At 32.9% G+C, this 23,214-nt stretch carries 22 protein-coding genes; 8 read left to right on the plus strand and 14 right to left on the minus strand.

Going from position 1 to position 23,214, the window contains the following annotated elements:
• Positions 1-10: 10 nt before the first annotated feature.
• Positions 11-898 (minus strand): spermine/spermidine synthase domain-containing protein, encoded by an 888-nt coding sequence (locus KN1_RS01610; protein ID WP_221289092.1) that lies wholly within the window; start codon positions 896-898, stop codon positions 11-13.
• 162 nt (positions 899-1,060) lie between these two features.
• Positions 1,061-1,672 carry a hypothetical protein gene (locus tag KN1_RS01615; RefSeq protein WP_221289094.1) on the minus strand — a complete coding sequence of 204 codons (612 nt, stop codon included), beginning with the start codon at positions 1,670-1,672 and terminating at the stop codon, positions 1,061-1,063.
• Positions 1,673-2,189: 517 nt separating this feature from the next.
• On the opposite strand from KN1_RS01615, the gene KN1_RS01620 reads away from it, so the two are divergent.
• Positions 2,190-2,714 carry a hypothetical protein gene (locus KN1_RS01620; RefSeq protein WP_221289095.1) on the plus strand — a complete coding sequence of 175 codons (525 nt, stop codon included), beginning with the start codon at positions 2,190-2,192 and terminating at the stop codon, positions 2,712-2,714.
• Positions 2,715-2,771: 57 nt separating this feature from the next.
• Here the strand turns inward: KN1_RS01620 and KN1_RS01625 are convergent, their stop codons facing one another.
• The 6 genes from KN1_RS01625 to KN1_RS01650 form a co-directional block, all read right to left on the minus strand.
• Positions 2,772-4,496: a hypothetical protein gene (locus KN1_RS01625; protein ID WP_221289097.1), complete on the minus strand. Its 1,725-nt coding sequence runs from the start codon at positions 4,494-4,496 to the stop codon at positions 2,772-2,774.
• A gap of 224 nt (positions 4,497-4,720) precedes the next feature.
• Entirely contained in the window at positions 4,721-5,365 is a 645-nt protein-coding gene (locus KN1_RS01630) for a hypothetical protein (protein WP_221289099.1), read from the minus strand.
• Between the two features lie 5 nt (positions 5,366-5,370).
• A complete protein-coding gene (locus KN1_RS01635) occupies positions 5,371-7,146 on the minus strand; it encodes a carboxypeptidase-like regulatory domain-containing protein (protein WP_221289100.1) in 1,776 nt (591 codons plus the stop codon).
• 71 nt (positions 7,147-7,217) lie between these two features.
• The gene (locus KN1_RS01640; protein WP_221289102.1) at positions 7,218-7,907 is read right to left on the minus strand and encodes a hypothetical protein; all 690 of its coding nucleotides are present in this window, start codon (positions 7,905-7,907) and stop codon (positions 7,218-7,220) included.
• Complete coding sequence (locus KN1_RS01645) at positions 7,900-9,021, minus strand: glycosyltransferase family 4 protein (RefSeq protein WP_221289104.1); 1,122 nt, start codon at positions 9,019-9,021, stop codon at positions 7,900-7,902. Before KN1_RS01645 ends, KN1_RS01640 begins: the two co-directional genes overlap by 8 nt.
• The gene (locus KN1_RS01650; protein ID WP_221289105.1) at positions 8,997-10,073 is read right to left on the minus strand and encodes a glycosyltransferase; all 1,077 of its coding nucleotides are present in this window, start codon (positions 10,071-10,073) and stop codon (positions 8,997-8,999) included. The genes KN1_RS01645 and KN1_RS01650 overlap by 25 nt, the downstream gene beginning before the upstream one ends.
• Positions 10,074-10,655: 582 nt before the next feature.
• On the opposite strand from KN1_RS01650, the gene KN1_RS01655 reads away from it, so the two are divergent.
• The 3 genes from KN1_RS01655 to KN1_RS01665 all read left to right on the plus strand — a co-directional run bounded on the left by KN1_RS01655 (position 10,656) and on the right by KN1_RS01665 (position 12,778).
• Positions 10,656-11,207: a glycosyltransferase gene (locus KN1_RS01655; protein WP_221289106.1), complete on the plus strand. Its 552-nt coding sequence runs from the start codon at positions 10,656-10,658 to the stop codon at positions 11,205-11,207.
• 20 nt (positions 11,208-11,227) lie between these two features.
• Positions 11,228-11,476, plus strand: coding sequence for a hypothetical protein (locus KN1_RS01660; RefSeq protein ID WP_221289108.1), 249 nt, complete (start codon positions 11,228-11,230; stop codon positions 11,474-11,476).
• Positions 11,477-11,572: 96 nt separating this feature from the next.
• A complete protein-coding gene (locus KN1_RS01665) occupies positions 11,573-12,778 on the plus strand; it encodes a glycosyltransferase family 4 protein (RefSeq protein ID WP_221289110.1) in 1,206 nt (401 codons plus the stop codon).
• On the opposite strand, the gene KN1_RS01670 is transcribed toward KN1_RS01665, so the two are convergent.
• Complete coding sequence (locus tag KN1_RS01670; RefSeq protein WP_221289111.1) at positions 12,735-13,898, minus strand: glycosyltransferase family 2 protein; 1,164 nt, start codon at positions 13,896-13,898, stop codon at positions 12,735-12,737. The genes KN1_RS01665 and KN1_RS01670 overlap by 44 nt on opposite strands.
• A 58-nt stretch (positions 13,899-13,956) precedes the next feature.
• Here KN1_RS01670 and KN1_RS01675 point away from each other — a divergent pair, with 58 nt between their 5' ends.
• Positions 13,957-15,072 (plus strand): glycosyltransferase family 4 protein, encoded by a 1,116-nt coding sequence (locus tag KN1_RS01675; RefSeq protein WP_221289112.1) that lies wholly within the window; start codon positions 13,957-13,959, stop codon positions 15,070-15,072.
• Here KN1_RS01675 and KN1_RS01680 read toward each other — a convergent pair.
• The 5 genes from KN1_RS01680 to KN1_RS01700 form a co-directional block, all read right to left on the minus strand.
• Complete coding sequence (locus tag KN1_RS01680; protein WP_225905753.1) at positions 15,069-16,763, minus strand: hypothetical protein; 1,695 nt, start codon at positions 16,761-16,763, stop codon at positions 15,069-15,071. The genes KN1_RS01675 and KN1_RS01680 overlap by 4 nt on opposite strands.
• A 9-nt stretch (positions 16,764-16,772) precedes the next feature.
• Complete coding sequence (locus tag KN1_RS01685; protein WP_221289113.1) at positions 16,773-17,015, minus strand: hypothetical protein; 243 nt, start codon at positions 17,013-17,015, stop codon at positions 16,773-16,775.
• 6 nt (positions 17,016-17,021) lie between these two features.
• Positions 17,022-17,492: a DUF1616 domain-containing protein gene (locus tag KN1_RS01690; protein WP_221289114.1), complete on the minus strand. Its 471-nt coding sequence runs from the start codon at positions 17,490-17,492 to the stop codon at positions 17,022-17,024.
• 275 nt (positions 17,493-17,767) lie between these two features.
• Positions 17,768-18,439, minus strand: coding sequence for a DUF1616 domain-containing protein (locus KN1_RS01695; RefSeq protein ID WP_221289115.1), 672 nt, complete (start codon positions 18,437-18,439; stop codon positions 17,768-17,770).
• Complete coding sequence (locus tag KN1_RS01700) at positions 18,402-19,388, minus strand: glycosyltransferase family 2 protein (RefSeq protein ID WP_221289116.1); 987 nt, start codon at positions 19,386-19,388, stop codon at positions 18,402-18,404. The genes KN1_RS01695 and KN1_RS01700 overlap by 38 nt, the downstream gene beginning before the upstream one ends.
• A 107-nt stretch (positions 19,389-19,495) precedes the next feature.
• Here KN1_RS01700 and KN1_RS01705 point away from each other — a divergent pair, with 107 nt between their 5' ends.
• The 3 genes from KN1_RS01705 to KN1_RS01715 all read left to right on the plus strand — a co-directional run bounded on the left by KN1_RS01705 (position 19,496) and on the right by KN1_RS01715 (position 23,166).
• Positions 19,496-20,632 (plus strand): glycosyltransferase family 4 protein, encoded by a 1,137-nt coding sequence (locus tag KN1_RS01705; RefSeq protein ID WP_221289118.1) that lies wholly within the window; start codon positions 19,496-19,498, stop codon positions 20,630-20,632.
• Between the two features lie 278 nt (positions 20,633-20,910).
• Positions 20,911-21,255 (plus strand): glycosyltransferase family 2 protein, encoded by a 345-nt coding sequence (locus tag KN1_RS14650; protein WP_258712547.1) that lies wholly within the window; start codon positions 20,911-20,913, stop codon positions 21,253-21,255.
• Positions 21,256-22,053: 798 nt separating this feature from the next.
• On the plus strand, positions 22,054-23,166 hold the full coding sequence (locus tag KN1_RS01715; protein WP_221289119.1) for a glycosyltransferase family 4 protein: 1,113 nt from the start codon (positions 22,054-22,056) through the stop codon (positions 23,164-23,166).
• The last annotated feature ends 48 nt before the right edge of the window (positions 23,167-23,214 follow it).

Here is a 23,214-nt window from a genome sequence, read left to right on the forward strand (position 1 = left end):
ACCACTTTGATTATTCCTCTAGAATGTTTAAAGGATTAGACAAGGTAGCTACGGTTTTTTCGCCCTCTATTAGTCCTCTTATATCCTTAGGCAAGAAAAACATGTTTTTGTGAGTAATTTCATCGTAATACTTAAGTTCACCTTTGACCCTTCCGATCCTATTTTTCACGTCTAAGTTCCTAATATTAAACTTATCTGAACAGAATATAAAAGCCCAGACTGTATCAAACGAAGGGATAAACGACAGACCCACTGAGACGTATCTGTATACCTCTGTGAGGGTTTTAGTCAGTCTCGAAAACGAATGGGGAGACTGATATGGTGAGGTACCTTGAGTCACCATTACGTCTTTAACCAACCTCTTTACTTCTTTGTAAAACTCTAGTGTATAGAGGTTCCTCGACTGCGAAGTCCCAGTAGGGTCTGTAAGGTCAAGTATTACAACATCAAACGGTTCCCCCGTATACTCTTTCACAAATTTAAAGCCGTCCTGGAATACGAGCTTCACTCTCGGGTCTTTGAAGGACCCGTTATGCCAAGACTCTAAATATTTCTCTACTACCTCAATAGCCTTTTTGTCTATGTCAACTGCGACCACTTCTTTTACGTCATATTTTAAGACCTCTCTTATTGTAGCCCCCTCCCCGGCACCTATTATCAGTACTCTCTTGGGGTCTTCAGAAGCTAACATTGCAGGGTGTACTAACGACTCATGATATATGTACTCATCTTCTTCGGCTGATTGAATTAATTGGTCTATAATCAGCACTCTACCGAAACTATATGTCTCGGCTATAGTTACGTTCTGTATCCCTTCAACGTCAGCAATTAAATTCTTTATCGCATGTGCGTGGTATGAGCTAGATGACTGTTCGTCGATATACCAAAACGTCTTCATAACTATTATGAATATTTGTAAATTTTAATAATCTACTATTATAATCTACCACGAGTTTAATTTACCTACTGCTAAAAAAGGAGCCCAGTGTAGTGAAAGGTGATAACTCTAAATTAAAATAGGGACTTTATCTAAAATAAGTTTGGCGCAAAGGATTTTCCATTAACTAATAACCTTCTTAGCGAGTTCCATAGAACCTATTATAAGGCTCCTTATAGTATTTTCATCTATAACCTTATTCCTATATGTAAGGCTCAATAATATTTTAGGTTGTTCAATGAGTGGCTCTACGATTATTTCCTTGTAATTTATACTCTCTGGCGAGATCTCGGAACCGCCTTCCACTATTCTAAAGCCCATTAGTTTAGGCGAGGTAAATAGGTCTGTTTTGATTTCAGGTGGGATATCAAGGAGTCTTAGTTTTCCGTCCTCAACAGCCTTGAACGAAAATTCAAAGCCGATTAAGTCCTTCTCAAAAATTTTTAGGTAATTATCCTTAAATTCATTAAACACGTCGATTATGGTTTCATCATTTATTGGGGGCTTAAAAGATACCGATACAAAACAGATTTTACCCCTATTAAGGAGCGATGTATTGTTTCCTTTTATGTTATTGAAGATCAATAAATCTTGGAATTTTGTCTTAGTCGCAAGGAAGTTTAACAACAGGTTAACTAAGTCTTTATCTACTAGACCGGCGTTTATTAACTTACCTACATCTTCATTAACAAACCTTCTGTTAAGAATCCCGCTTATACTTGCTGAAGTTATCATGCTTATTTAATTTTACTTTCGAATTATAAGGTTAGTGCATAACAGCAGAGAGTACGGGCATGGTACCGTTATTAACCTATTTGTATAACCGGTATTACCTTAGGCGAAAAACTTGTAACTAAGTAAGACTCGTCTTTCTTACGGTAGTCGTTACGCTATTAAATACTGCAGGCCTCTGTGAGGGGCATTTGCACAAGGATCTCGGTAAGTATTTCTTCAATGACGCTTCGTATCGCCACAAGGAGGTTTTGAGAGTATATGCTTAGAGCATGAGGAGGGCTATTTCTTAGGGATTTGTAAACAAGCAAACACTTTAAAAAGCCAGATGTGCCTACGGTTTTTATTTTAGCAATAATCTTTTTATAATGGAATACAAGAGGTGTGTTAGAGAGAAAAACTCTCCTGAGTTTATAGCTCCAAAGTCCTATAAAATATAATAATTTGAACTTATCGCTGATTACCTTAATGAAATAAAATATTTAATTTATGAAGTCCAAATAATAACATATGAATAGTCATGTTTGATGAATTTGCACTGGAAACGCTTATAATTCCGTTCTCTATTTCCCTTACATTAACATATGTTAGTTATTCTTACTATAGTAAAAATAAAGAACTAATCTACTCTACATATATTAATTCCAAGATTTCGTACTTAAGACAAATACTAAAATTATCTGAATATGTAGGATATGTCTCTGAACAATCAATAGAAATATGGAACAAGATTATATCAGGTGATATAAGTGACAATAAAGGAAAGGAGACTATGATAACCTTAGCTAACTTTTTGGATAGGCTTACACTAGTAAATTTAGTTTATGAAAAAGAGGAATTTATGAGAAAAATTTTAACTTACTTATCTGCTGTAAATAGTTCTACATTTTTAATTGGCATTATTAGCATTATTTTTGTTACTTCTAATTTAAATTTAATATTTACAGCCTTAATGAGTTCAATCAGTATTTTAATGATTTTTGTGTGGTACTTCTGGAAAAAATACATAGATAAGATTATTAATTTTAAGAAAATATATGAATAAAATAGAAACTCTGCTTTTTATATAAATTTTTTGCATAAAGTTCTATATAAACTAATACTATTTAGATGTAGTATTATTCTTTAACCTCTGTATAAATAGGATAGTTGCTATAGATACTGCAACGATTAAAATAATTGCTATAAGCAAATCAGGATTGTTAGTTATTACATTTATTTGTACTGATTGGTTAATAGGGTTATAAACTACATCTTCACTGATTGGCTTTATAACGTACAGAGTTGTAGAATTTTTAGGACTAATCTCAAAAATAGTTCCGTCAAACTCATAAACAGACGGTATCTGAAATGTACTATTTGAAGGTTCCCATAATTTCACATTATAAATGATGGTGTTTGTATTACCATAATATGCAGTAATGTTAATCATGTACTCGAGTATATAATAATCATTAATATTGACGGGAGAGTTTAAATCCGAAATATTATAAGTATTAATTTTTATCATGTATATTCTCTCATTATTTGTAATATAGTAGACCTTATAAATAAATATATTTAAGGACTTATTATACCAACCAGTAGTTAAGGTCTGATTTTCACCATTGATGTAGGCAGGAATAGGTAAAGATACTTGAATGAGGTACTGCTTAGTATAATTTAGAACGTTAAAGTTTGGCTTATCAAATGTTTGGTTGAATACTAGTGCCCTACTCACGTTATTGAAGTAATAATATTGAACCGGAACATTGACGTCAGTACCGTTATCGACCCAGAATATAGAGGCCGAGGAGACCGTACCATTAGACAGTTTGACCGTAACTTTAAAAGGAAAAGTAATCAAGTACTGTAATACTTCTTTATCGTCTATTATTAGGGGTGACTGAATCTCATTATAGCCAGTAACGTTACCTATTATTTGGATTCTATAATCGTTAATTAGCGGTATTACGTTAGGAATATAAATCTTGTCACTCTGATTATACCACCCTGAGCTTAGAGTTTCGTTCTTACCGTTCACTAATGCAGAAATAGGTTTCACAACTTTTATAAAGTACTGCGTGACCTGAGTATCGTTAATTATAAGTGGTTTGGAAAGAGAGATCTGGCCGATAAAGTTTCCGTAAGTGTAGAGCCTAGTTAGATTATTAATGTAAATGTAACGCGGTATTGTTATGTTCGTATGGAAATCATACCAATTTGGTTGAATTAGAGAATACTTACCATTAATATAACCGAAGACTGGTTCTGTAAGGTTAACATAATATTCTACTTTGTATAAGAAAACAACGTTCAAAGGCGAATTAACTACGAAGGAGTTTTCTATTGTTCTATTCACTAAAGATTCTAAAAGAACATATCTTGTCAAACCTTTTTGGTAATAATAATTGGAGGGGATAGTTATTTTTTCACTTTTATTGTACCATCCTGAAGATATAGGAGCAGGGACAATACTGCTTACATTTACATAGTATTGCTGAATATAATCCGGTTCGACTATAGTAGGACCTATTAGATCCGTGTAAAATGTAAACGATGATTGATTTATCAGTGTACCATTAATGTAAACTCCCATTAGATATATTCTAGATGAAGAGGTGGCGTTAAGAACTGGTTCAAAAGATAAGTCTACTACAGGCGTTGTCACTTGATACTTGCCAGGTGGGACTAGATTTCCGTTTAGATAAAAGGGATAATTAGATATTATTTCAACGGGATTTATCACTGATGCATGATAGAGTGTGGAAGATAAAGGAATAATGATAAATAGAATAAAAAGGAGCAGTAGCCCACGGTTGTTTAGATTACCTACTGTAATTTTCATTTAGGTATTTGAGTAAGCTAAAAGTCATATTAAACTTTTCCCATATATTTTATTTGTCGGAATAGGAAAAAAATTTAGAATACAGATACTATCTACTTACTTTAAATATAATAGACAGCTATAATTTTCTATTATTCATAAACTATTAATATATTAAAATTATTCAAATAACAATTAAATTAATAGACCTCTACAATCAACTTTTTACAGTAAGATGTCTGAAATTACAGTTTGCTAATAATACCTTTCACATAATCAAACTCTGTATTATGATAAACGATAATAATTGTTGAATTATCACCTAGAATAGAAGCTATAAATTCCTCATTATCAAAAGCAGTGATAAACTTATTAATGAAGATATAAGGTGATGAAATAACTATAAGCTTTCCATTAGATACTTTAAGACAAGATACCAGAACTTGGTTACTAAATTTGATCATTGGATTTCCTCCGATAATAGGGTGGGGATAAGGAAATAATAGGGTCCAATTTTTATATGAGAAGAGTAAGTAATCAGTGTCCATATAATAATGAGTATTGCTTGTAATAATTATGTTACCGAATATTATAGGTAAGTTAAATTTTTTAAAGACTGTATTAAGTAAAGTATAATTCCCAGCTATGACGACCGTCTTGCCTTCCTCTAAGAATCCTAGAATATTCAGCGAAGATAACTGTTTAAGATTTGGATAAAAGACTAGTAGAAGGACCGTGTTAGAGTTAGAAATATTATGCACAATACTGAATAAGATAGATAGCCCTAATGGACCTTTATTATAAGGAGAAAATTGATTATTATCTGGTACTAGATACAATATAGATACCGATAATATTAAAATTATCAGAATTAATGGAACTAGTTTCATCGTCTTCACCTAACCTTTAACTCTACTAGTTTAGTGTCTTTCCTCCTTTCCCTCCTATTCTTCTTCCTTATCTTCCTTAGTATATACAATAACATCACAGCTCCTAAAGGTATTATAAATGCTAAAGGGTTATAAATGGTAGTATAGGTACTCGCAACCTTTTTATAATAATAGTATTGAGGGTCACTTTCTACATATATTACTTGTTTACCATAAATTACGGTAAGCTTAGGCTTGATATGTACTGAAAAATAACCTTCATTGTTTGTAATCGCTTCATATCTCTGGTTCCCTACAAATACGAATACCTTAATACCAGGTATCCCGCTACCGTTATATGCTGTAAGCCTCCCGCTTACCGTAAGTAGAGAAGGTATTATCCATTTGGACGAAGTATCAACAGTTAAGAACGAGTTATATAATCTAGGAATAAAGGAAATTTTTAACTGAGAAGGAGTTTCTATACCTTTAGGTAATAGGGTTAGGTTTAACGTATACGATGTATTTGTCAAATTATAAGGTAAGGGATAGGTTATTGTAAAGTTGCCAGATACTGTATAGATTTTACTTTGATTATATAAATTTGCAATTAGTGTTCTATCAAGACCACTTGCATAGCCTTTTATAATTAAATACCCTCCCGGCTTTATTTCGCTGGTGCTAAGTATTTTAGCTATGAAGAGCGATTTTTGGAGATTAGAATGTAGTATGAAGGTAGAAATATTAGGTAAATAAACACTATTGCCTGAGTAAATGATCGTAAATGTCACATTTAATAAATATTTATTTAGAGTGAAATTAAAGGAAAATGTGTTGTTAATTACCGGTAAATGCAAAGAATAATTAAGATAATTAACTATTACCGTTCCGTTTACTTCACCATAATAATTGACGGGTATTATTTCTCCTTTTATTGCATTTGTCTTATTAAAAAATAATATTTTGTTCTCTAGGTTTATATAAATCGGAATATGGGAAGTATTGGGAAGGCTTGAAATTAAGTTATTAATAGTAGCTAGATTATTAATTATTTCATTTGCTTTAGTATAATTTGACTCTAGCTCAACTAGAAATTGTTGGTAGATTTTATCTAATGAAAAACGGGCTAAATATCTTGATGTATACTGTATCTTATTGTAGTATGTAGTAAGGTTCTCAAAAATTTTTAATTCTTCAATGTATTGTTTATGAGAGTTCTCTATATATCCATGTTTAAGAGTCTGATAATAAATGTCACTTAAATTCTCTAAGTTCTTAAGACAACTAGTAAAATTAAGTATTAAACTTCTTAGTTCAATGGACTGGTTTTGTAGATTAGAAGGTAATTCGACCTGGTATTGGAATGAAGAATTACGAAGCAGATTCATATAATCGTAAAATAGAGGAGTAGTGTCCACTCGCGGATTTACAATATACTGTAGATTAGAAGAATATCCGGCTTGATTCAGTATGACCCCGCCGGTTATAGAGATAATTATTATCGATACTAATATAAAAGATAAAACCTCAGGTATTAGGACTAATTTATAATACCTTATAGCATAGAGGAATAGATAGGGAATACCACCGACAAGTAATATATAGGCAGCTAAGTTATAAAACGACGAGTAAAGCAAAAGATGTAAAATTTCGATCAGACTACCAGAAATAAAAAGAATAAGAAGAACTAAGCTGAAATAAAGTTCGATTAGAGTGCTCTTTTTAGATAAATAGTAATAAACAATTGTAACCGAAATAATTATTGCGGCGATCTCCAGTAGATGATATGAGAACATTAGCATTAGAGAATAAGCTATATTATCATGAAAATAAAGTTTTCGAAAACACATCTGTGTACCAGAATTCATGGTAATTATTCTACACCGACTTTTACTTGTAGATCATTACCCACCATTTTTTCATCTTCAATAAAACTTATTTTATTATATTTTTCAGCGATTATAGATGCTAAAATTACTCCCTGAATATATCCCATTATTCCGTAGTATTTGTCAGGATCTGGGTTTTTCAATGTTACTAAGAAATCTTTCTCGGCAACTTTAGTTACCTTCACGTCCTGAGAAAAGTCATATAACTCTACTAGCGCCTTTCTCAGCAAAAACTCATCACTCTCAACAAATGTAATCCCCCTCTTTTTCATCTCCTTTATAATGAATGATGCAGGTGTTTCAATAAATATTCCCACTGAACCATCGTCAAAAACTGTGACTAAATCCCCAGCTATGTACTTTATCTTTATGGGGTACTTATTAGTCATCAGGAGACCATTAGCTCCCATAGATGATGGTGTGAACAATCTATAGTACTTTTCTCCGCCATAATACCTATAGATTTTTTCTAAATTCATATTAAACGTATCTACGAGGAGATCTAGTTTTGAGTCCTTTGGATTTACAATATTCACTGAAAACGCTGACAGACCAACTAGGGTCATACCTAATCCAAGTATTGTAAATGGAGGATAGTAAACTATAAACTGGTTTAGTACAATTAATACTATTCCTAAAGCGATTATATAGCTCCAAATAATATTATTATTCATTCTTCAGTTTATTGTAAATTCCGTCTAATAAGCTTATTACCTTGTCCCAGCCCATGACTTCCTTTTTACCCTCTTCTCCCAACTTTCTAGCGAGTTCTTTATCATTTATGATCTTATTTATAGCAAATGCCAAATCCTTAGGATCATTAGGTTTAACCAGTATACCATTAATACCGTTCCTAATCCTATAAGTAAGACTACCTACACTAGATGCCACTACGGCTTTACCCCTGCTCCACGCCTCGCTTAAAACTAAAGAGAAGGCTTCAACATAATCAGAAATACTGGGGATTACCACGACACTTGAGCCGTCAATTGCGCTTATTTTCTCTTCTTCACTTAAATATCCTAGAAAGATACATTTTTCACCTACTCCTTTTTTGCGAGATAATAGCTTATAATACTCCACGTTACCGGGTCCAATAAATACTACTTTTGTGTTCAAAAATCTACAACTCTCTATAAGAATATCTACTCCTTTTAGCTTATGTAACCTTCCTATATATAGAATATAATCTTCCCCCTTTAGTTTCTCTTTTTTAAAATTTTCACTATAGGGAAAATTAAAGTAAAGTTCGTCAATTCCGTCTGGAACCAAATAAGGATCCTTATTGTACTTCTCTCTTAGAATCTTTCTATCTCTCTCATTCTTCACTATTAACGCGTCACTTAGAGTTAAAACTTTAGAGATAGTATATCTTGAATAGAAGTGTGACAAGGTTCTGATAATTTTATTAGGATGATCCTTTAGAGAGTCTACAGCCATTAACGTGAAAACCTTTTTTGCTTTAAACCTACTAGAATTCTCTAGCAATTTAATAGAGAAGAGAGAGTTTTGAGAATGAAAATGTATAATGTTAGATTTAGCCAGGATTTCATCGTGTCCTAAGGGGTAAGTTAAGTCAGGCATGTTAAAAAATCTGAGGCTTCTTATCTGCTTTACAGTAAACTCTTGACCTCTTATTTGCCCAGAATTTTTGTCAGAAGTAACGACGTAGACTTCATATTTTTTTGCTTGTCTCCTAGCAGTCTCATATATTACCTTTTCTATCCCGCCGACTACTGGGTAAAACGTATGGGTTACATGGGTTAGTATTTCTTTTGCTTTTTCCAAGCCAGTACCTCACCTCTCATAGCATATAGCTGGGAAAGAATGAGAAAGAACTGATTACTTAACCAAGCCCTTAGAAGCTTATTAATGGGAGGTAGAAAGAGCCCTACTAATGCCAGAGCTATAAGAACTGCAAAGAGAACCAGGTTTGATAATCCTATAAATACCAGACCTAAAATCAATAGCCAAGGGTTAATTAGGTGGAGAAAAGTTTCTTCCAAGAATATTTTCCTGAACTTAGCGTTATTGCTCTTTATCACTTTACCTAAAAATCTTATAAAGTGCCTTATAAGATGAGAACCTCTCCTGATTTTCCATGAAAAGTAATCAAACCCCTTAGGTACTATCTCGGTAGCGATTACCTTGTCGCTACATATTGCCCTATATCCCTTTAATGAGACCAAAGTGGCAATAGTACTGTCGTCTGCACCCGCATTAGGTATTTCCTCGGGTTTTAATACATCTTTTCTGAATGCTGTAAATTCTCCGTGAAATATAGGTGTCGAGTATATCGAAGATTCACCTAGCCTTATTATATTATAAAAATCTCTATAGTTATTCTCTAACTGCGTTGTAGCTTTTTTAATACAGCTTACTGCTCCTACATTACCTCTAAGGATTTTCACCGCATCTATTACAGAACCTTCCCAAAAGGCATCAGCGTCGGTTATTATAACAATATTGTTAGACGCACTTTTTATACCTTCTCGTACTGCATATATTTTACCCCTTCTTTTATCCTCTCTGATTAACCTTACGTTTTTTAGATTAAGGGTAGCTATTTCCTTTTGTATTTCCTCATATGTACCATCTGTACTGGAATCAACTATTATAATTTCCAATTTGTCTAATGAATAATTGTCTAATACATTGCGTAGTTTTCTCCTTATATTATCCCGTTCATTATAAGTAGGTATTATAACCGAAATTGACGGATGAATGTCTTCATCGCCTTGGGGTAAATTGCAGCAGTGCTTTTTGATATAGCTATAATAGTACGCAGGTTCAGCGAAGTGAAAAGCCAGTAACCCTAATCCTAAGTATTCTAGTAGCATATCTTTTAGTCTACCTTATACTAGCTTAAATATTAAACTTTCTTCCTTTATTGAGAGAAATGATAACTTATGGCAGAAGAATATGTAGAATCTATATGTCTTAAAAGGCGTAAATAGAGTAGAAAATAGTGTAATGAACTATATTTTATAACACTCCTTTAGTAGATCTATTTATGATATAATAAGATATATAACATAATATAGTTCTACGGAAAGTTTGAAAACGAATGTCATCTATAATTTAACTTGTCATATGTTATGAACGGCACCTCAGTTTTTCTCTTAATTCCCTCTTTAGCACGCACTAGCGAGTCTAAAGTAGCTTTAGCTTTCATGAAATTGTTTAAAGAATACGGTGTATCTGACTAACTGGCGTGTGTTTTAAAATCCAAGATTTATCGGACGAATCACTAAGTAAGGATTATCCAGAATATTTTAGAATCATAAAGAACAGAAATATAAAATTGATAAATGGATCAGTATTCTCTGGGATTGTAGATAGTATAGTGTTGAAAATCATTAAGAATTTAAAACACATAGATCTATTGGTTAACCTTTATTATACTGAAATACAATTGGGACTTGATCTCTCCTACATACGTGATCTATCCTTCGTTTATATTCACTAACAGAGATAGTATAAGGAATAACTATAAGTTAATAGCAAAAGCTTATTTCGATATAAATTATAAAATATTAACTAAAATTGTAAAAGCGAAAAGATTAATATGTAGCTCCAAATACATAAGGAATGTAGCTAAGAGTACAATAGATCAAGAATGCGACGTTGTATATCCACCTATACTAGAAGACGAACTAGACCTCAACTCTGATTACGAGAAAGAAAACCTTGTAGTAGGAGTCGGGAAATTTGTAGAACCTAAACATTGGGATGAATTTATAGAAATAGCTAAAAAAGTAAAAGAAAAAAGAAGCGATGTAGAGTTTAAAATAATAGGCGGACTGAACGAGGCTCGTTCGTCTATGCCTTATTTCAGAAAACTTCAAGAATTATCAAAGGGTAAAGTAGAGTTATTGACAGACGTATCAGAGAAGGAAAAGTGGGATATACTGAAAAGAGCTAAGGTCGTACTTCATTGCATGAGGAATGATAACGTAAGAATGATAACGTAAGTCTAGGGGTAGCCAAGGCGATGTCTGTAGGAGCTGCCCCAGTAGTCTATAAGTCTACCGGATCGTGGATGGACATAGTAGACGAAGGAAAATTAGATTTTGCATATGAAAACATAGAACAAGGTGCCAAATACGTACTAGATTTAATAGAAAATTATGACTTATACTATAAAATGAAAACTCTATCTCTGAATAAGGCAAGAGAATTTACGTATTCTACATTTAAATCTAAAGTTATTCCCGTTATTGATTCTTTGCTTAATAAATAAATCCGTATATTTTTATTTCATTCTTTCACTTTATTCACTTTAATCTACTAGCCGGAGAGAAACTTAATAAAGTAGAATTTATAGCATTTAGAGTAAATGAGAGTACATATTATATCAGAAACTCCGCAGCGGGGTACATTTGCTACAGTATTACTACTTCATAAAATGCTAATAGAACATGGTATAACTTCAGAGCTATACACTACTTTCAAATCAGATTACAAGACTTTACCTGAACCGCCCAAAAGTAGAATCTTTGGGTATGAAAAAATGGTAAATGAAAGTAATTATGCTAAAAAAATCCTGGATATAATTTCTCCAGATCCAAAGGAATCTATAATACATTTGGCAAACGCTATGCACGGGATTCTGCCAGAGAGCAAAAGGAGAGGTGTCAAATCGGTAATCAATATTCAGTACTGGTGGCCTACTTGTTATTTTAATTCTATGGACTGCGGGGACTGTGACTGCAAGACCTTGTCTAAACTATCTAGGTCAATAAAACAAAAGAAGTCTGGAATAAGAGCTAGCCTCTCCTATATCGAAGCATTTTATGCAAGACGTAAATTAGAGTGGATTAAGAAAAATTTGGTAGAAGCAGATATATTATTAGCGGTAAGTAATATAGTAAAGGATATCTTAGTACAAAGAGGGTACCCAGAGGATAAAATAAGAATTATAAACATCAACGGGTTACATCCCGATATCCCGTACGTACCCTATGAACCATCAGAGAAAGACTTTATCTTTGCATACCTCAGCTATCCCGACGAAGGGAAAGGAGTATTCCAGCTCATAAACGCCATAAATATTGCTGCACGAAAGAATCCCAATATAAAATTGAAAATCCCAGGCGGGTTGGAGGAACCTAAGGTAGTAGAGCTTGTAGATAAGTTAGGGATAAGAGATAAAGTGATCCTGACAAAAAGGCTACCTTACGAACAATACGTTAAAGAGTTACCGAACATACTAAAAGATGTAGATTTCATAGTAGTGCCTACTTTAGTCCCTGATACTTGGGGAAGAGTAGTAACAGAATCTATGCTATCCGGAAGGCCAGTCATAGTGACTAAGGGAAATGGAGGATTAGTAGAACAAGTTACAGATAAGGTGGACGGCTTTCATGTAAACGTATACGACTTAAATGAATTTGCTGAATCGCTTTTCAAAATATCTCAATTAGATAAAGAAACGGTCAGGAAAATGGGACTTAAGGCAAGGGAGGATATCTTATTAAAATATGATAATGAAAAAATACTTAGCCAAATAATTTCTTTATATAGGGAATTATTAGAAAAGTGAAAAACCCTCCTAAGACTGAAAATCCACTGATTAAATTCCATAACGGATAGAATAAGAAGACCAATAAAGATACTTTTACGTCTTTGAGTTCCCTAAAGGAAATGATCGTGTTGCTAAGTGCTCTATATAAAATAACTACCCCACCATATGCTAGAAATAGTAATGGATGAAAAATAAGGTATCCTATTAACGCACTTATGCTACCGAGTAGCAGTTTCTTAGCTCTTATCAAGTATTTATTCTTGCGATAAAAATTAGGCTGTTCGAGCTTAAACGAGATAATGGAGAGGACTACCAATAAAAATACAAGAGGCAGGAAAAGGCTGGGCAGCAAGATCGAAAGGGCAAACATTAAAAGGCCTACTGCAAACATCATGTTATCTAAATTAGGTAAATATCCGTATCTCTTCATGATCACTGATGAGGGGTATCCGTATTGCCAGGCTTTTTTAATATGGCCCTTTAACGACCTTTGATATGAGGACAGTAAATGTTCTACATGAACTTTAGCGTTAAGGACTATTTTATAACCTGCCCTTTTAACACGCTCTGAATAGTCTATATCATGCATTCCGTACTTGTACGTGTTATCTGGATATCCTACTTTCTCTATTACTTTTCTTTTAATCATATCATTGTTTAGTCCAGTATACATTACTTCTTGTACTCCTAGATCTACTTTTGTATCATGCCAACCTAAGATGTAAATATACGAAAAGGCTTTGTTTATAATACTGTTTAATTTCCTTACGGGTGTTACAAAAAGCGATGACGCTATTCCAACCTCGTCTTTCTCCATTACTTTTACCATTTCGCTTAACCAGTTACTCTCTCCTAACACTAGATCATCATGTAAAATTAGGACCAGATCTCCAGACGCCTTCGAAATCCCTTCATTTATGGCACCTGCATGTCCCAATTTATGTTCATACTTAAAGTACTTTATATTAGCCTTATTTTGTTCGGAAAACTTTTTCACGATCTCCTCTGTTTTGTCTTCAGAACCATTATCTATTATAATGATTTCGAATTCTTTAAAATCTTGCGATATAATACTATTTAGAACTTTTTCAATAGTGTCTTCCGCATTAGACGTAGGAATAATAATGCTAACGAACATAAGCTATTATACAATAATCGTATAAAGCTTTTATATTTATTTTAGCTTAAGGTACTCAATGCAAGTAACGCTTATACCATCTACTGATAAGCCATGGGATGGAATAGAAGTATATTCCTACGAACTTGCTAAAAGACTAAGCAAAAGGAATATAAAAGTGATAGGAATTAGGGTCGGAATTAAAGACGATGTGAAATATGTTAATCAAAATTTCAAATTGATAACGGCTGGAACACCAAACTACACTAAAGGATTAGGATACTATTATAGAGTTTTTAGAGCTATTACCAAAAACTATAGAGAAATAAACTCTTCAGAGATAATACACGCAATAGGAGGTTATTACTCTGCTATTGAATTCATACCTTTTAAAGGGCGTAAAATCGTTACAATAATAGGTGCTAGTAGTCTAAGAGAAAAGAAAAAGAGCAAGAGGATCATTAGAACAATATACTCAAGTCTAATTTACAAGTTTGCTAAAAAATATATAGTCCCTAATGAATTTATATATAAAGAGGTCAAAGAACATTACCACGTTAATAATTTGGAGATTATCCCATTGGGGGTTGATATAGAGGGACTAACTGTCTCTGAAAGAAAAGACGTTCTAAAAGAAAAACTAGGATTCGAACCAGATGACATAGTTATTTTATACCTCGGGCAATTAGTTCATGGTAAAAGACTGCCTGAACTATTAACCGCGTTTAAAAAAGTCTCAGAGAAAATCAGTAATGCTAAACTGGTATTAGTAGCTTGGGGATACCTCAAAGACCAGTTGATGGAATTAGCAACTTCGCTAAACATCAAAGATAGGGTAATATTCAAAAAACCTGTGCCTTATTGTGAAAGAAAATACGTTTATGGTGCTGCTGACGTGCTGACAATGATCGGGGATTCGTTCGGAGACGGAGGTGTTAGTAGTGCTGTCCTTGATGGCTTAGGGAGTGGGTTACCAATCATAGTCGCTAGGGGAAGCCCTAATATACTTGTAGTTAAAGACGGGTTTAACGGTTTTGTAGTAAATCCTTCGAATCCTGAGGAAATAGCATTAGCTATTATGAAAGCCGTAGAAAACAGGGAATATTTAGGTAAAAACTCAAAATATATTGCTAAGGAGCTTGATTGGGACTTAATAGCCGAAAAAATACTCAAAGTTTATAAAGAAATCTACTAGTATTTCAAAGCAACTATCATTTCTCCTGAATTTAGGATAATTGACTTATTCTGTATAACACTGTTATAGTATTTTTCATAACTATTCACCGTGGGCCCGCTAAAGTAATATATAAGAGTTGCAATGTAAGGTCCAGTATATTCGATGTCCTTAGGAAGTAGGTTATAGGGCGGAACCATCTGGCCGTGGTATTCGTTTACTACTTCGCAGAACTCATAAGTGGATACAGATGGTATACCATACTTACCTAGTAACGCCCCACCGTAAAATGCGGCAGGAGGAGAATGCTCTGATGTTGCTATCATTGCATAACCGAGCACTGATAAAGGTATATCCAAAATTAGAAATATCATAAATATTAAACTCAAGGTTTTTCTATTGGCTAGACTCAGAACAAGAATTACGGTATAGAATACCATTGCTTGAGGTATCATTCTAGTTAACACATTGCTTACATTATTTGTTAGCCCTACTATACTCTGCATTAATATTAAGGAAGAACCTAGAACAAAAAGGAGCCACAGTTCACTATTTGTTCTTTTCCTGATTAACTTGTATAAAAATATCATTAATGGCATGGAAAGGAATATCAGACCTTGTAGTAACTTACTGGCAACGGAGACGAAATGATATGGAGACGGCGGTATGAAAGTATACACCAACTTACTTGTTGGAAGGACTAGATTTTTGGTAGCTTGGGGTAAAAATATAGATTCTATCACATTTATTAAGTTGTTCAATAAAAAGTGGTCTCCACCTAATGCACCGCTTGCAAGAGGATTAAAGAAAGTCCAGTATACATACACCATTGCCGTTAGCAGAGCTGTATACCCTATATAGCGTATATTGAATTTTCCTATTTTCTTTATAAAGACTAAGGTCGCAATATCTATGGTTATTGCACTGGCGAACGTAGCTATATCTGTAAGTCCTGTTAGAGCTGAAAGAACTATAAGTAAAGGAATGAACCTAAACCCGCCTCTCTTCACTATTAGGGCAAAAAGCAAAAAGATGGGTAATAGAAGGTTATACGACATTAGCTGAGGAGACCATTCTGCCACGTAAAAAGGCATTGAAGATAATATAAGTACTAACCCACCTATTTCAGACATAGGAGAAGATAAGAACTGTCTGATTACCTCGTAACCTATTATAAATTGAAAGATAGGATATATCATTGGACCTAGATAGATGAAGTATTCTAGAGGAGTTAAGCCAGAGAAGATAAATGCATAAGCTCCGTAGATAAAACCGAACGGATAATACGCTTGATATGTAGCGGGATTAAGCAGTGTAGTATGTTTAATCAGGAGTAATATTACTTCTGAGGAATGACCTAGTTCATCTCTAGAAAGTATAAATACAGGGTTAATAAAGTAAAAAACAAAGTATGTATTAAACATTATCAGCACAAATTGTATTCCGTATAAGATAGAATATTGTCTTTTACTCATTAATTTATAGTTCCTTATAGTGAATATCATTGAAAGAATTAAGATAACTTCACTAATCCAATATGAGGGCGGTAACTCCTGAGTAAGACCTAGGGGATATTTCAATAAATCATAATTATTAATTGCAATTTTCAGGATATTATAGATGATCAACTCTAATGACGCAGTTAACAAGACTGTGGGTAGTATAAGGGGTAAATTAGAAATAGGACTTATTTTTGTAGTTACCTTACTCATTTACATCACCTAAATTATACCTATAAACTGGAAGAAATAATATAAAGAAAGTACGACGAGAAATCCGTTCAAACCTATGATAATATAGTTAGCGGGTTTTGGAAAAGGATAAAATAATAACTCTACTAAAATACTGCCTATTGTAAAAAGGATCAGATATATCCTTATTTCTGTTAAACCACTCGCACTTAAGATAGTTGAAATAATAGTATATACGATAGCTAACGCTACCGGATAATATTTGTAATTCATATAGCCTCACCCTCTTATAGTAGCATAAATTGCAAATAATTCTGTTATTATTATTCCAGATACTAAAATTGTTAATTGATCAAGACCTATAGTAAAATTGAGTAATAGGCCCACTAAGACAATAATAGCAAAACTAATACCTAATGATAGACCGAATTTGCTCAGATTGTTAAGTTCACCTATATCGTCTTTATAGAGCGAGAGAAGTAAAGAATATCCGGGTAGGAACGTAATATACGGAAAACCTATTAGCATACGAATGATCATGAAAGAGTCGGATGGATATAGTAGAGTTAGAAGAAGTAATACTGATAAAATGTGGACCATTACTAGACTGAATTTAAAACCACCTTTGGTCTTATAGTTCTCTCTTATTATTTTTATTGCTTCTTCCTTAGAATAACCTTGTTTAATAAGTTCCTCAACTGCCTCTTCCACCGTCAATCCTATAAGCTCTTTGGTTATACTTTGAGTCATTACTATAAGCGAGTTGTTTAGATGGTATATAATCTTTTCCAAAACAATATGTCGCCAATATAAAAATGTAGATAAACTATATAGACAATATAATTTAAAATTATATTAGACCTACATAAATATCATTACTTAACATCCGTTTTATGTGAAAAAACCTTATAATACTGCGTTTAAATCTCTCTTATATTAATATCCTTTCTAGTAATTTACTTAATATTAGTTATTTTGAAGAAATCTGGTAGTTACCTTATATTCTTATAATTCCTATTTTCAATTTATAAAGACACATTAACTAGTAATTGTGTGAATACTCCAGTATACCTAAAAGAAGATGAAGAGATATCATAATAGTATAGAAAGAACTGAACCTTATACTGTCCTTGATCCTTTATGGAAAAAGGTATCAATTGCTCCCATTCACCTTTATATTGGACAATATTATAGTATGTGCCTATAGTAATATTGCTCGATGAGTTAACAAGGTAAACCTTAATCATGAATAACTCTGGTTTTCCCTCATAATTTTTTACCAAAACAATTACACTCGTATTTTCTCCCGGAATCAGACTCGTAGGATAGTTTCCTAGCGAGCCTTGAGCATTAAGTAGTAACATGATGGGGAATTGCTCTTTAGGCTGTACTTGGAGTACATAATACCCAAATGAGAAAAGACCGGCTAAAATTATCAGTCCTAGAAAAATACCGAGAAACATACTTGTATTACTATTCTTTTTAACGGACATAATTTTAGATCTTTTGTGGATGGAATACCATAAATTATTGTAAAAGTTTGTTATTTTATCTCTATATATAAGCACTACCATAGCGAAAATAGGCGGGATTAAGAACACTAAGTAGAAAAAATCATGGATAAGTTGGTATTGATGCTCATAAGCATAATATACTTCTTTATACTGTTGTATTAACTGCTGTAGATTTTGCTCCATCTTTACTCACTCTTGGCTTTTTAAATAAAAAGCTGATCGAATAACTTACTATTGATATATATATCATAAATGGCGAGAGAATAGTATATTTTGAAAATTTATATTGGCTACAAGTTTCCTTATTTACCTTAAGGTAAAGTCCTAGATAAGATAATAGCAATATAAGACTAAGAATAATGAAGTAATGTAGAAATATAGCTATGGCAATTACAATAACGCTTAGTAGAAATATAGCGACACGGCTTATTGAATCTTTTATTATCCACTTCTCACCCGTATAATAGTTATAAAGTTTTGCACCTTCAGCAGCTTCCATGTTCTGCTTAACGTAAGCCCTGATACTCTCTCTGTGGAAATGATATATCTTGTCTTCATAATTAACATAATAAGTATAACCTGCCCTCTTAAGTTTGAATAGTAGTTCATCCTCTTGCATATAGTTCATGTTCTCGTTGAAACCACCAACTTTTAGTACAGCGTCTCTTCTATAAATAGCTCCATTTGCAGTTGTAAACCCTTTGCATAGGTATGTGTCTATAACTTTTTGAATAAATTTAGATTCCGGTGGAGAAAAAACTTTCGTAAATACGACTCCTACTTTATTATCTTTTTCCATTATATTTACGGCATTTCTAACCCAACCTGGGGTCGCTATCATTGCATCGCTATCCAAGAAAGCAACGTACTTCCCTCTGGCTTCTAATATGCCCCTATTGTATGCTACCCCTCTTCCCCTTCTACTTTCGATGATTATTCTAATGTTGTATTTTGACGTAAATCGTTTCACAATATCTAGTGTTCCGTCGGTCGAATTTCCATCAACTACTATAATTTCGAAGTTGCTATAGTCAAGTTTATCGATAGACATAAGTGTATTCTCAATTGTTTTAGCTGAGTTTAGTGTCGGGATTACAATAGTAACCAATGGTTCTACGTTTCTGTCATTCATATTTCATATATTTAGATTTTAATAAGACGAAATATTTATCCATATCGCTCAACCTCTTCAAGTTTCATGAAGATTTATATTCCAAACATTTTATAGTATCACCGTCGATGATTAAAACACTTTATATTAACATAGGCGAACCCTCCCTTTCTGGTGCGACATCAACCATTGTTGAGCTCATTAAAAGATCGGAAAATTTCTCGATCAAGTTTGGGATCATAGAATTTTTAGGAAAAGGAGAAAGGGGACTTGTCGAAAATTACCCAGAATTAAAGGAACACTTAATCTATTATGAACTTATAAGAAAAAACTATGATCCTAAGACATTATTTGGTAAAAGCTATAGATTTTTATATAAATCAATCGCTTTAAGATCAATCGTCAGTAAAGTAGGTAAAGACTTTGATTTAATAGTAGGATATAGCTACAGAAGTAAATCAGTTAATTTAATTTTCGCAGAGCCTTTCATCCAATTTCCCTTATATAAGTTTTTATTGTCTCTAATAAAAATGTCTAATCCAATAGAAGGAACAGTGTGGTTTATAAATACTCTTAATTATTATTCTAGAATTAAAAAATCAGGGAAAAATATCTGCGCGGGCTCCATATTAAAGGATAAACTGGAAAAGGATTATGGAGTAACATGTATCCCATTAGAGCCACCTGCAGGCGTAGATATAGACCAGATTAGAAGAGCGACAGAGTCTGCAACTACTAAATATGATGCAATCCATGTGGCTAGACTCGGGTATATGAAAGGAACGCCGGATACAATCTATGTAATGAGAAAGTTAAAAGAATTAGGATATAACTCATTCGCCTTAATTGGTCCACAAGATTACCGTTTTAACCTTAACGACTACCTTAACGATACTGATAATATAGAATATTTAGGTAAAATAGAGGACAAATATAAGCTCTATAATTTAATGAGTTCTTCGAAGATCATGATCTACCCAACCTATATCGATTCATTTGGGATCGTCGTTGCCGAAACCTTAGCATCTGGCACTCCTGTCGTGACTTATAATATTCCAGCAATGCAAAAGTATTTTGGAGACTGCGAAGCGGTAAAATTAGCTGAAATAGGCAATAAGGAAGATCTATTGCGGAAAGCATTAATCTTACTTAATGACTATGAATACTACAAGAAAGTTGCTGTAGATTGCGGTACTAGATATTCATGGGATAATGTAGCATATTCATTTTCCCAGATCGTAAAAAATATTCTAAATTATAATTAGAGATTTATTATAAATTAAACGATTTTAATACCCTAAAATCACTTAACCCATACACGCAAACTAGTATAACCATTAGCGGCTAATTCCGCTATTTATTTTCGTCGATTAAATAACCTTGATATATTGGTATATTAATTACTTTATAGCTTATATTTTGGTATATAGATACTATAGCCAATGGTTTTCCTAAAGTATAATAATAACCGCGAAGAATGAGTCGCCAGTAATAGGAAATGTAATTAATAAAGAACGTAATTGAAGAAATTAATAAAGCAGATATGGATTATGAACTAATCTTGGTTGATAACTACAGCAAAGATAATACGTATGGCATTATGCAAAAGTTTGCTGGAGATAATGTAAGGGTGTTTAGGTATAAGGGAAGGAAAGGAGCTGCAAGGAATTTTGGGCTCCAACAGTCCAGTGGTAACTATGTTACGGAGTTGGATTCAGATCAAATGTATAATAACTTTGAGATATTTTTAGGAGATTATTTTAGAAAATACTCTTCTTTTGGAGTTAAAATAGGTAGAAGCTCGTTTCCAATTATAGCGCCAAGACATCTTCTAATTGAAGTTGGAGGATGGAGAAATTTCCAGTTCACTGAAGATTGGGATTTATAGTTTAGGTTAACAGATAATTGTAAATATCTATATTTACCAGGGTACAAGAACATATTCGGGGAACATATAAGGACGTATAAAAATGGTTAGCCTTTCTTTTTTAAAATAACACAGACAATACTAAAGTATAGGGACTTATATTCTGTTGGATTACCCGTTAATTTAACAGATGAGAAATCTAAAATTTTATATCATATTGGAAAAATACTATACTATATTAACGGAGAGAAAAGAATTACTTACAATTGCGTTGAATATATCCAAAGGCCTTTAGAGCCCTATACTGGATGGGGTGTTAATTGGGATCTACAATTTCACTATAATCTAATGAAATATGAAGAAGATATGTGCAATAATAAAGAAATATTTTCTGAGACTCTATCGTTGATGACAAACTATTTTCAAAAAAGTAAATATGTTTAAAACGTGATAAAAACGGTATTAGGTCGTTTTATTTACCACTTAATTTACAAGCTTAGAAACCGAATAAAAATGTTCTATCAACTATTACCTGATAGACTTTAAAGTCAAAAGTCAGCATGGTTTTCTTGGTATCTGAGAATTCAATTTAATATCATTAGCTTACTTTACCTTATATACTATAAAAAAGTATATTGATTATTAAAAAATTTAATCTCGTACATAGAGATTAACGTTAAGTATGGCATGATTAACAAGAACTAAATTTTAAATTTATTTTTTGAATCTTACATCTGATATAGTATTTGTTATATCCAATTATTTTATATAACTTAAAGTTTATATAATTAAAATTGGTTTAGAATATAGTTATTAATCATGAATGACGAAAATAATGTAGCTGTAACTTTTGTTATGTGGGGACTAGGTGGATCAGGAGGAGAACTGCTGATATACAAATTAGCGAATAGGCTTTTAAAAGATGGAATTTCTGTAGCTTTTGCTTCTATTGTAGGGTATGGATATAAGGAGAAAGAGCTAAGAAACTTTAATACATATGTAAGAATTCAACCTAAATTGCAGAGAATTTATTTCTCTCTGCAATATATACTAGAACATAAGGGAGTATTTACATTTCCTTTGCTAAAGCTTCTCTTTTTTATTAACACTCAAAATTTAAGTAAAATTGTAAGAGAAACAGGTGGAAAAAGGATCATAGCGACTTCTTTTTACACAGCAAAAGCTGCCCATAAGTGTGGTGGAAGGTATCACCTTGTTCAAGATACTTTTGAGATGTTTGCTAATGGTCCTGCGGCGAAATTTCGAAAATATGAGATGGAAAAAGCATTTTCATTACCCCTGACCAAGCTATGTGTTTCTAAGTATTTAATGGAAGAAGTCTATAAATATTCAAAAGATGTTATCTATATCGGTAATTTTATCTCGGACTCGTTTCATGAATGCCAAGCTGATATGCCATCAAATAGGAAACGTATAATTCTAACAATAGCTAGACCAGGGTATAATAAGGGTTTTGATATATTTGTTAAAGCTATGAACGAACTCCTAAAAAAGAGAAACGATTTTGAGATTCACGTAATAAACCATAAGGACTCACCCTTACCAATTCCCTTCAAGTATGTAGGACATGGAAGAGTGAGCGAAAAAGAGTTAATAAAATTGTATTCTTCAGCTTACATATTTGTTTTTCCGTCTAGAGCTGAAGGTCTAGGTCTACCGCCGTTAGAGGCAATGGCGTGTAAAACCCCAGTAGTGTTAACCGATAATGGAGGAAGCAGAGAATATGCTATTAATAGATATAACTCTATTATAGTTCCTAGAGAAGATTACAAAGGACTAGCTAACGCAGTATCAGAACTTCTTGATAATCCCGAGCTAGCCGATTATCTAGCAAAGAATGGAATAAATACTGTTAAGAATTACAGATTTAGCGATTTTTATTGTAGGTTTAGAAAGGCAGTTGAACTTTGATTTACTATAGAATTAAAGTTGGTTTATTATCTGAAATAGTTTTTTAAC

Origin of the sequence: Stygiolobus caldivivus, assembly GCF_019704315.1 — an archaeon.
Taxonomy (GTDB): Archaea; Thermoproteota; Thermoprotei_A; order Sulfolobales; family Sulfolobaceae; genus Stygiolobus; species Stygiolobus caldivivus.

Coding starts and splice junctions, on each gene's coding strand:
- KN1_RS01665 (WP_221289110.1), top strand. CDS start 11,573: ATGAGAGTACATATTATATCAGAAACTCCGCAGCGGGGTACATTTGCT.
- KN1_RS01650 (WP_221289105.1), bottom strand. CDS start 10,073: ATGCTACTAGAATACTTAGGATTAGGGTTACTGGCTTTTCACTTCGCT.
- KN1_RS01700 (WP_221289116.1), bottom strand. CDS start 19,388: ATGAATGACAGAAACGTAGAACCATTGGTTACTATTGTAATCCCGACA.
- KN1_RS01620 (WP_221289095.1), top strand. CDS start 2,190: ATGTTTGATGAATTTGCACTGGAAACGCTTATAATTCCGTTCTCTATT.
- KN1_RS01610 (WP_221289092.1), bottom strand. CDS start 898: ATGAAGACGTTTTGGTATATCGACGAACAGTCATCTAGCTCATACCAC.
- KN1_RS01640 (WP_221289102.1), bottom strand. CDS start 7,907: ATGAATAATAATATTATTTGGAGCTATATAATCGCTTTAGGAATAGTA.
- KN1_RS01680 (WP_225905753.1), bottom strand. CDS start 16,763: ATGAGTAAGGTAACTACAAAAATAAGTCCTATTTCTAATTTACCCCTT.
- KN1_RS01660 (WP_221289108.1), top strand. CDS start 11,228: ATGTCTGTAGGAGCTGCCCCAGTAGTCTATAAGTCTACCGGATCGTGG.
- KN1_RS01690 (WP_221289114.1), bottom strand. CDS start 17,492: ATGACTCAAAGTATAACCAAAGAGCTTATAGGATTGACGGTGGAAGAG.
- KN1_RS01705 (WP_221289118.1), top strand. CDS start 19,496: ATGATTAAAACACTTTATATTAACATAGGCGAACCCTCCCTTTCTGGT.
- KN1_RS01670 (WP_221289111.1), bottom strand. CDS start 13,898: ATGTTCGTTAGCATTATTATTCCTACGTCTAATGCGGAAGACACTATT.
- KN1_RS01715 (WP_221289119.1), top strand. CDS start 22,054: ATGAATGACGAAAATAATGTAGCTGTAACTTTTGTTATGTGGGGACTA.
- KN1_RS01625 (WP_221289097.1), bottom strand. CDS start 4,496: ATGAAAATTACAGTAGGTAATCTAAACAACCGTGGGCTACTGCTCCTT.
- KN1_RS01675 (WP_221289112.1), top strand. CDS start 13,957: ATGCAAGTAACGCTTATACCATCTACTGATAAGCCATGGGATGGAATA.
- KN1_RS01695 (WP_221289115.1), bottom strand. CDS start 18,439: ATGGAGCAAAATCTACAGCAGTTAATACAACAGTATAAAGAAGTATAT.
- KN1_RS01630 (WP_221289099.1), bottom strand. CDS start 5,365: ATGAAACTAGTTCCATTAATTCTGATAATTTTAATATTATCGGTATCT.
- KN1_RS01635 (WP_221289100.1), bottom strand. CDS start 7,146: ATGCTAATGTTCTCATATCATCTACTGGAGATCGCCGCAATAATTATT.
- KN1_RS14650 (WP_258712547.1), top strand. CDS start 20,911: ATGGATTATGAACTAATCTTGGTTGATAACTACAGCAAAGATAATACG.
- KN1_RS01685 (WP_221289113.1), bottom strand. CDS start 17,015: ATGAATTACAAATATTATCCGGTAGCGTTAGCTATCGTATATACTATT.
- KN1_RS01615 (WP_221289094.1), bottom strand. CDS start 1,672: ATGATAACTTCAGCAAGTATAAGCGGGATTCTTAACAGAAGGTTTGTT.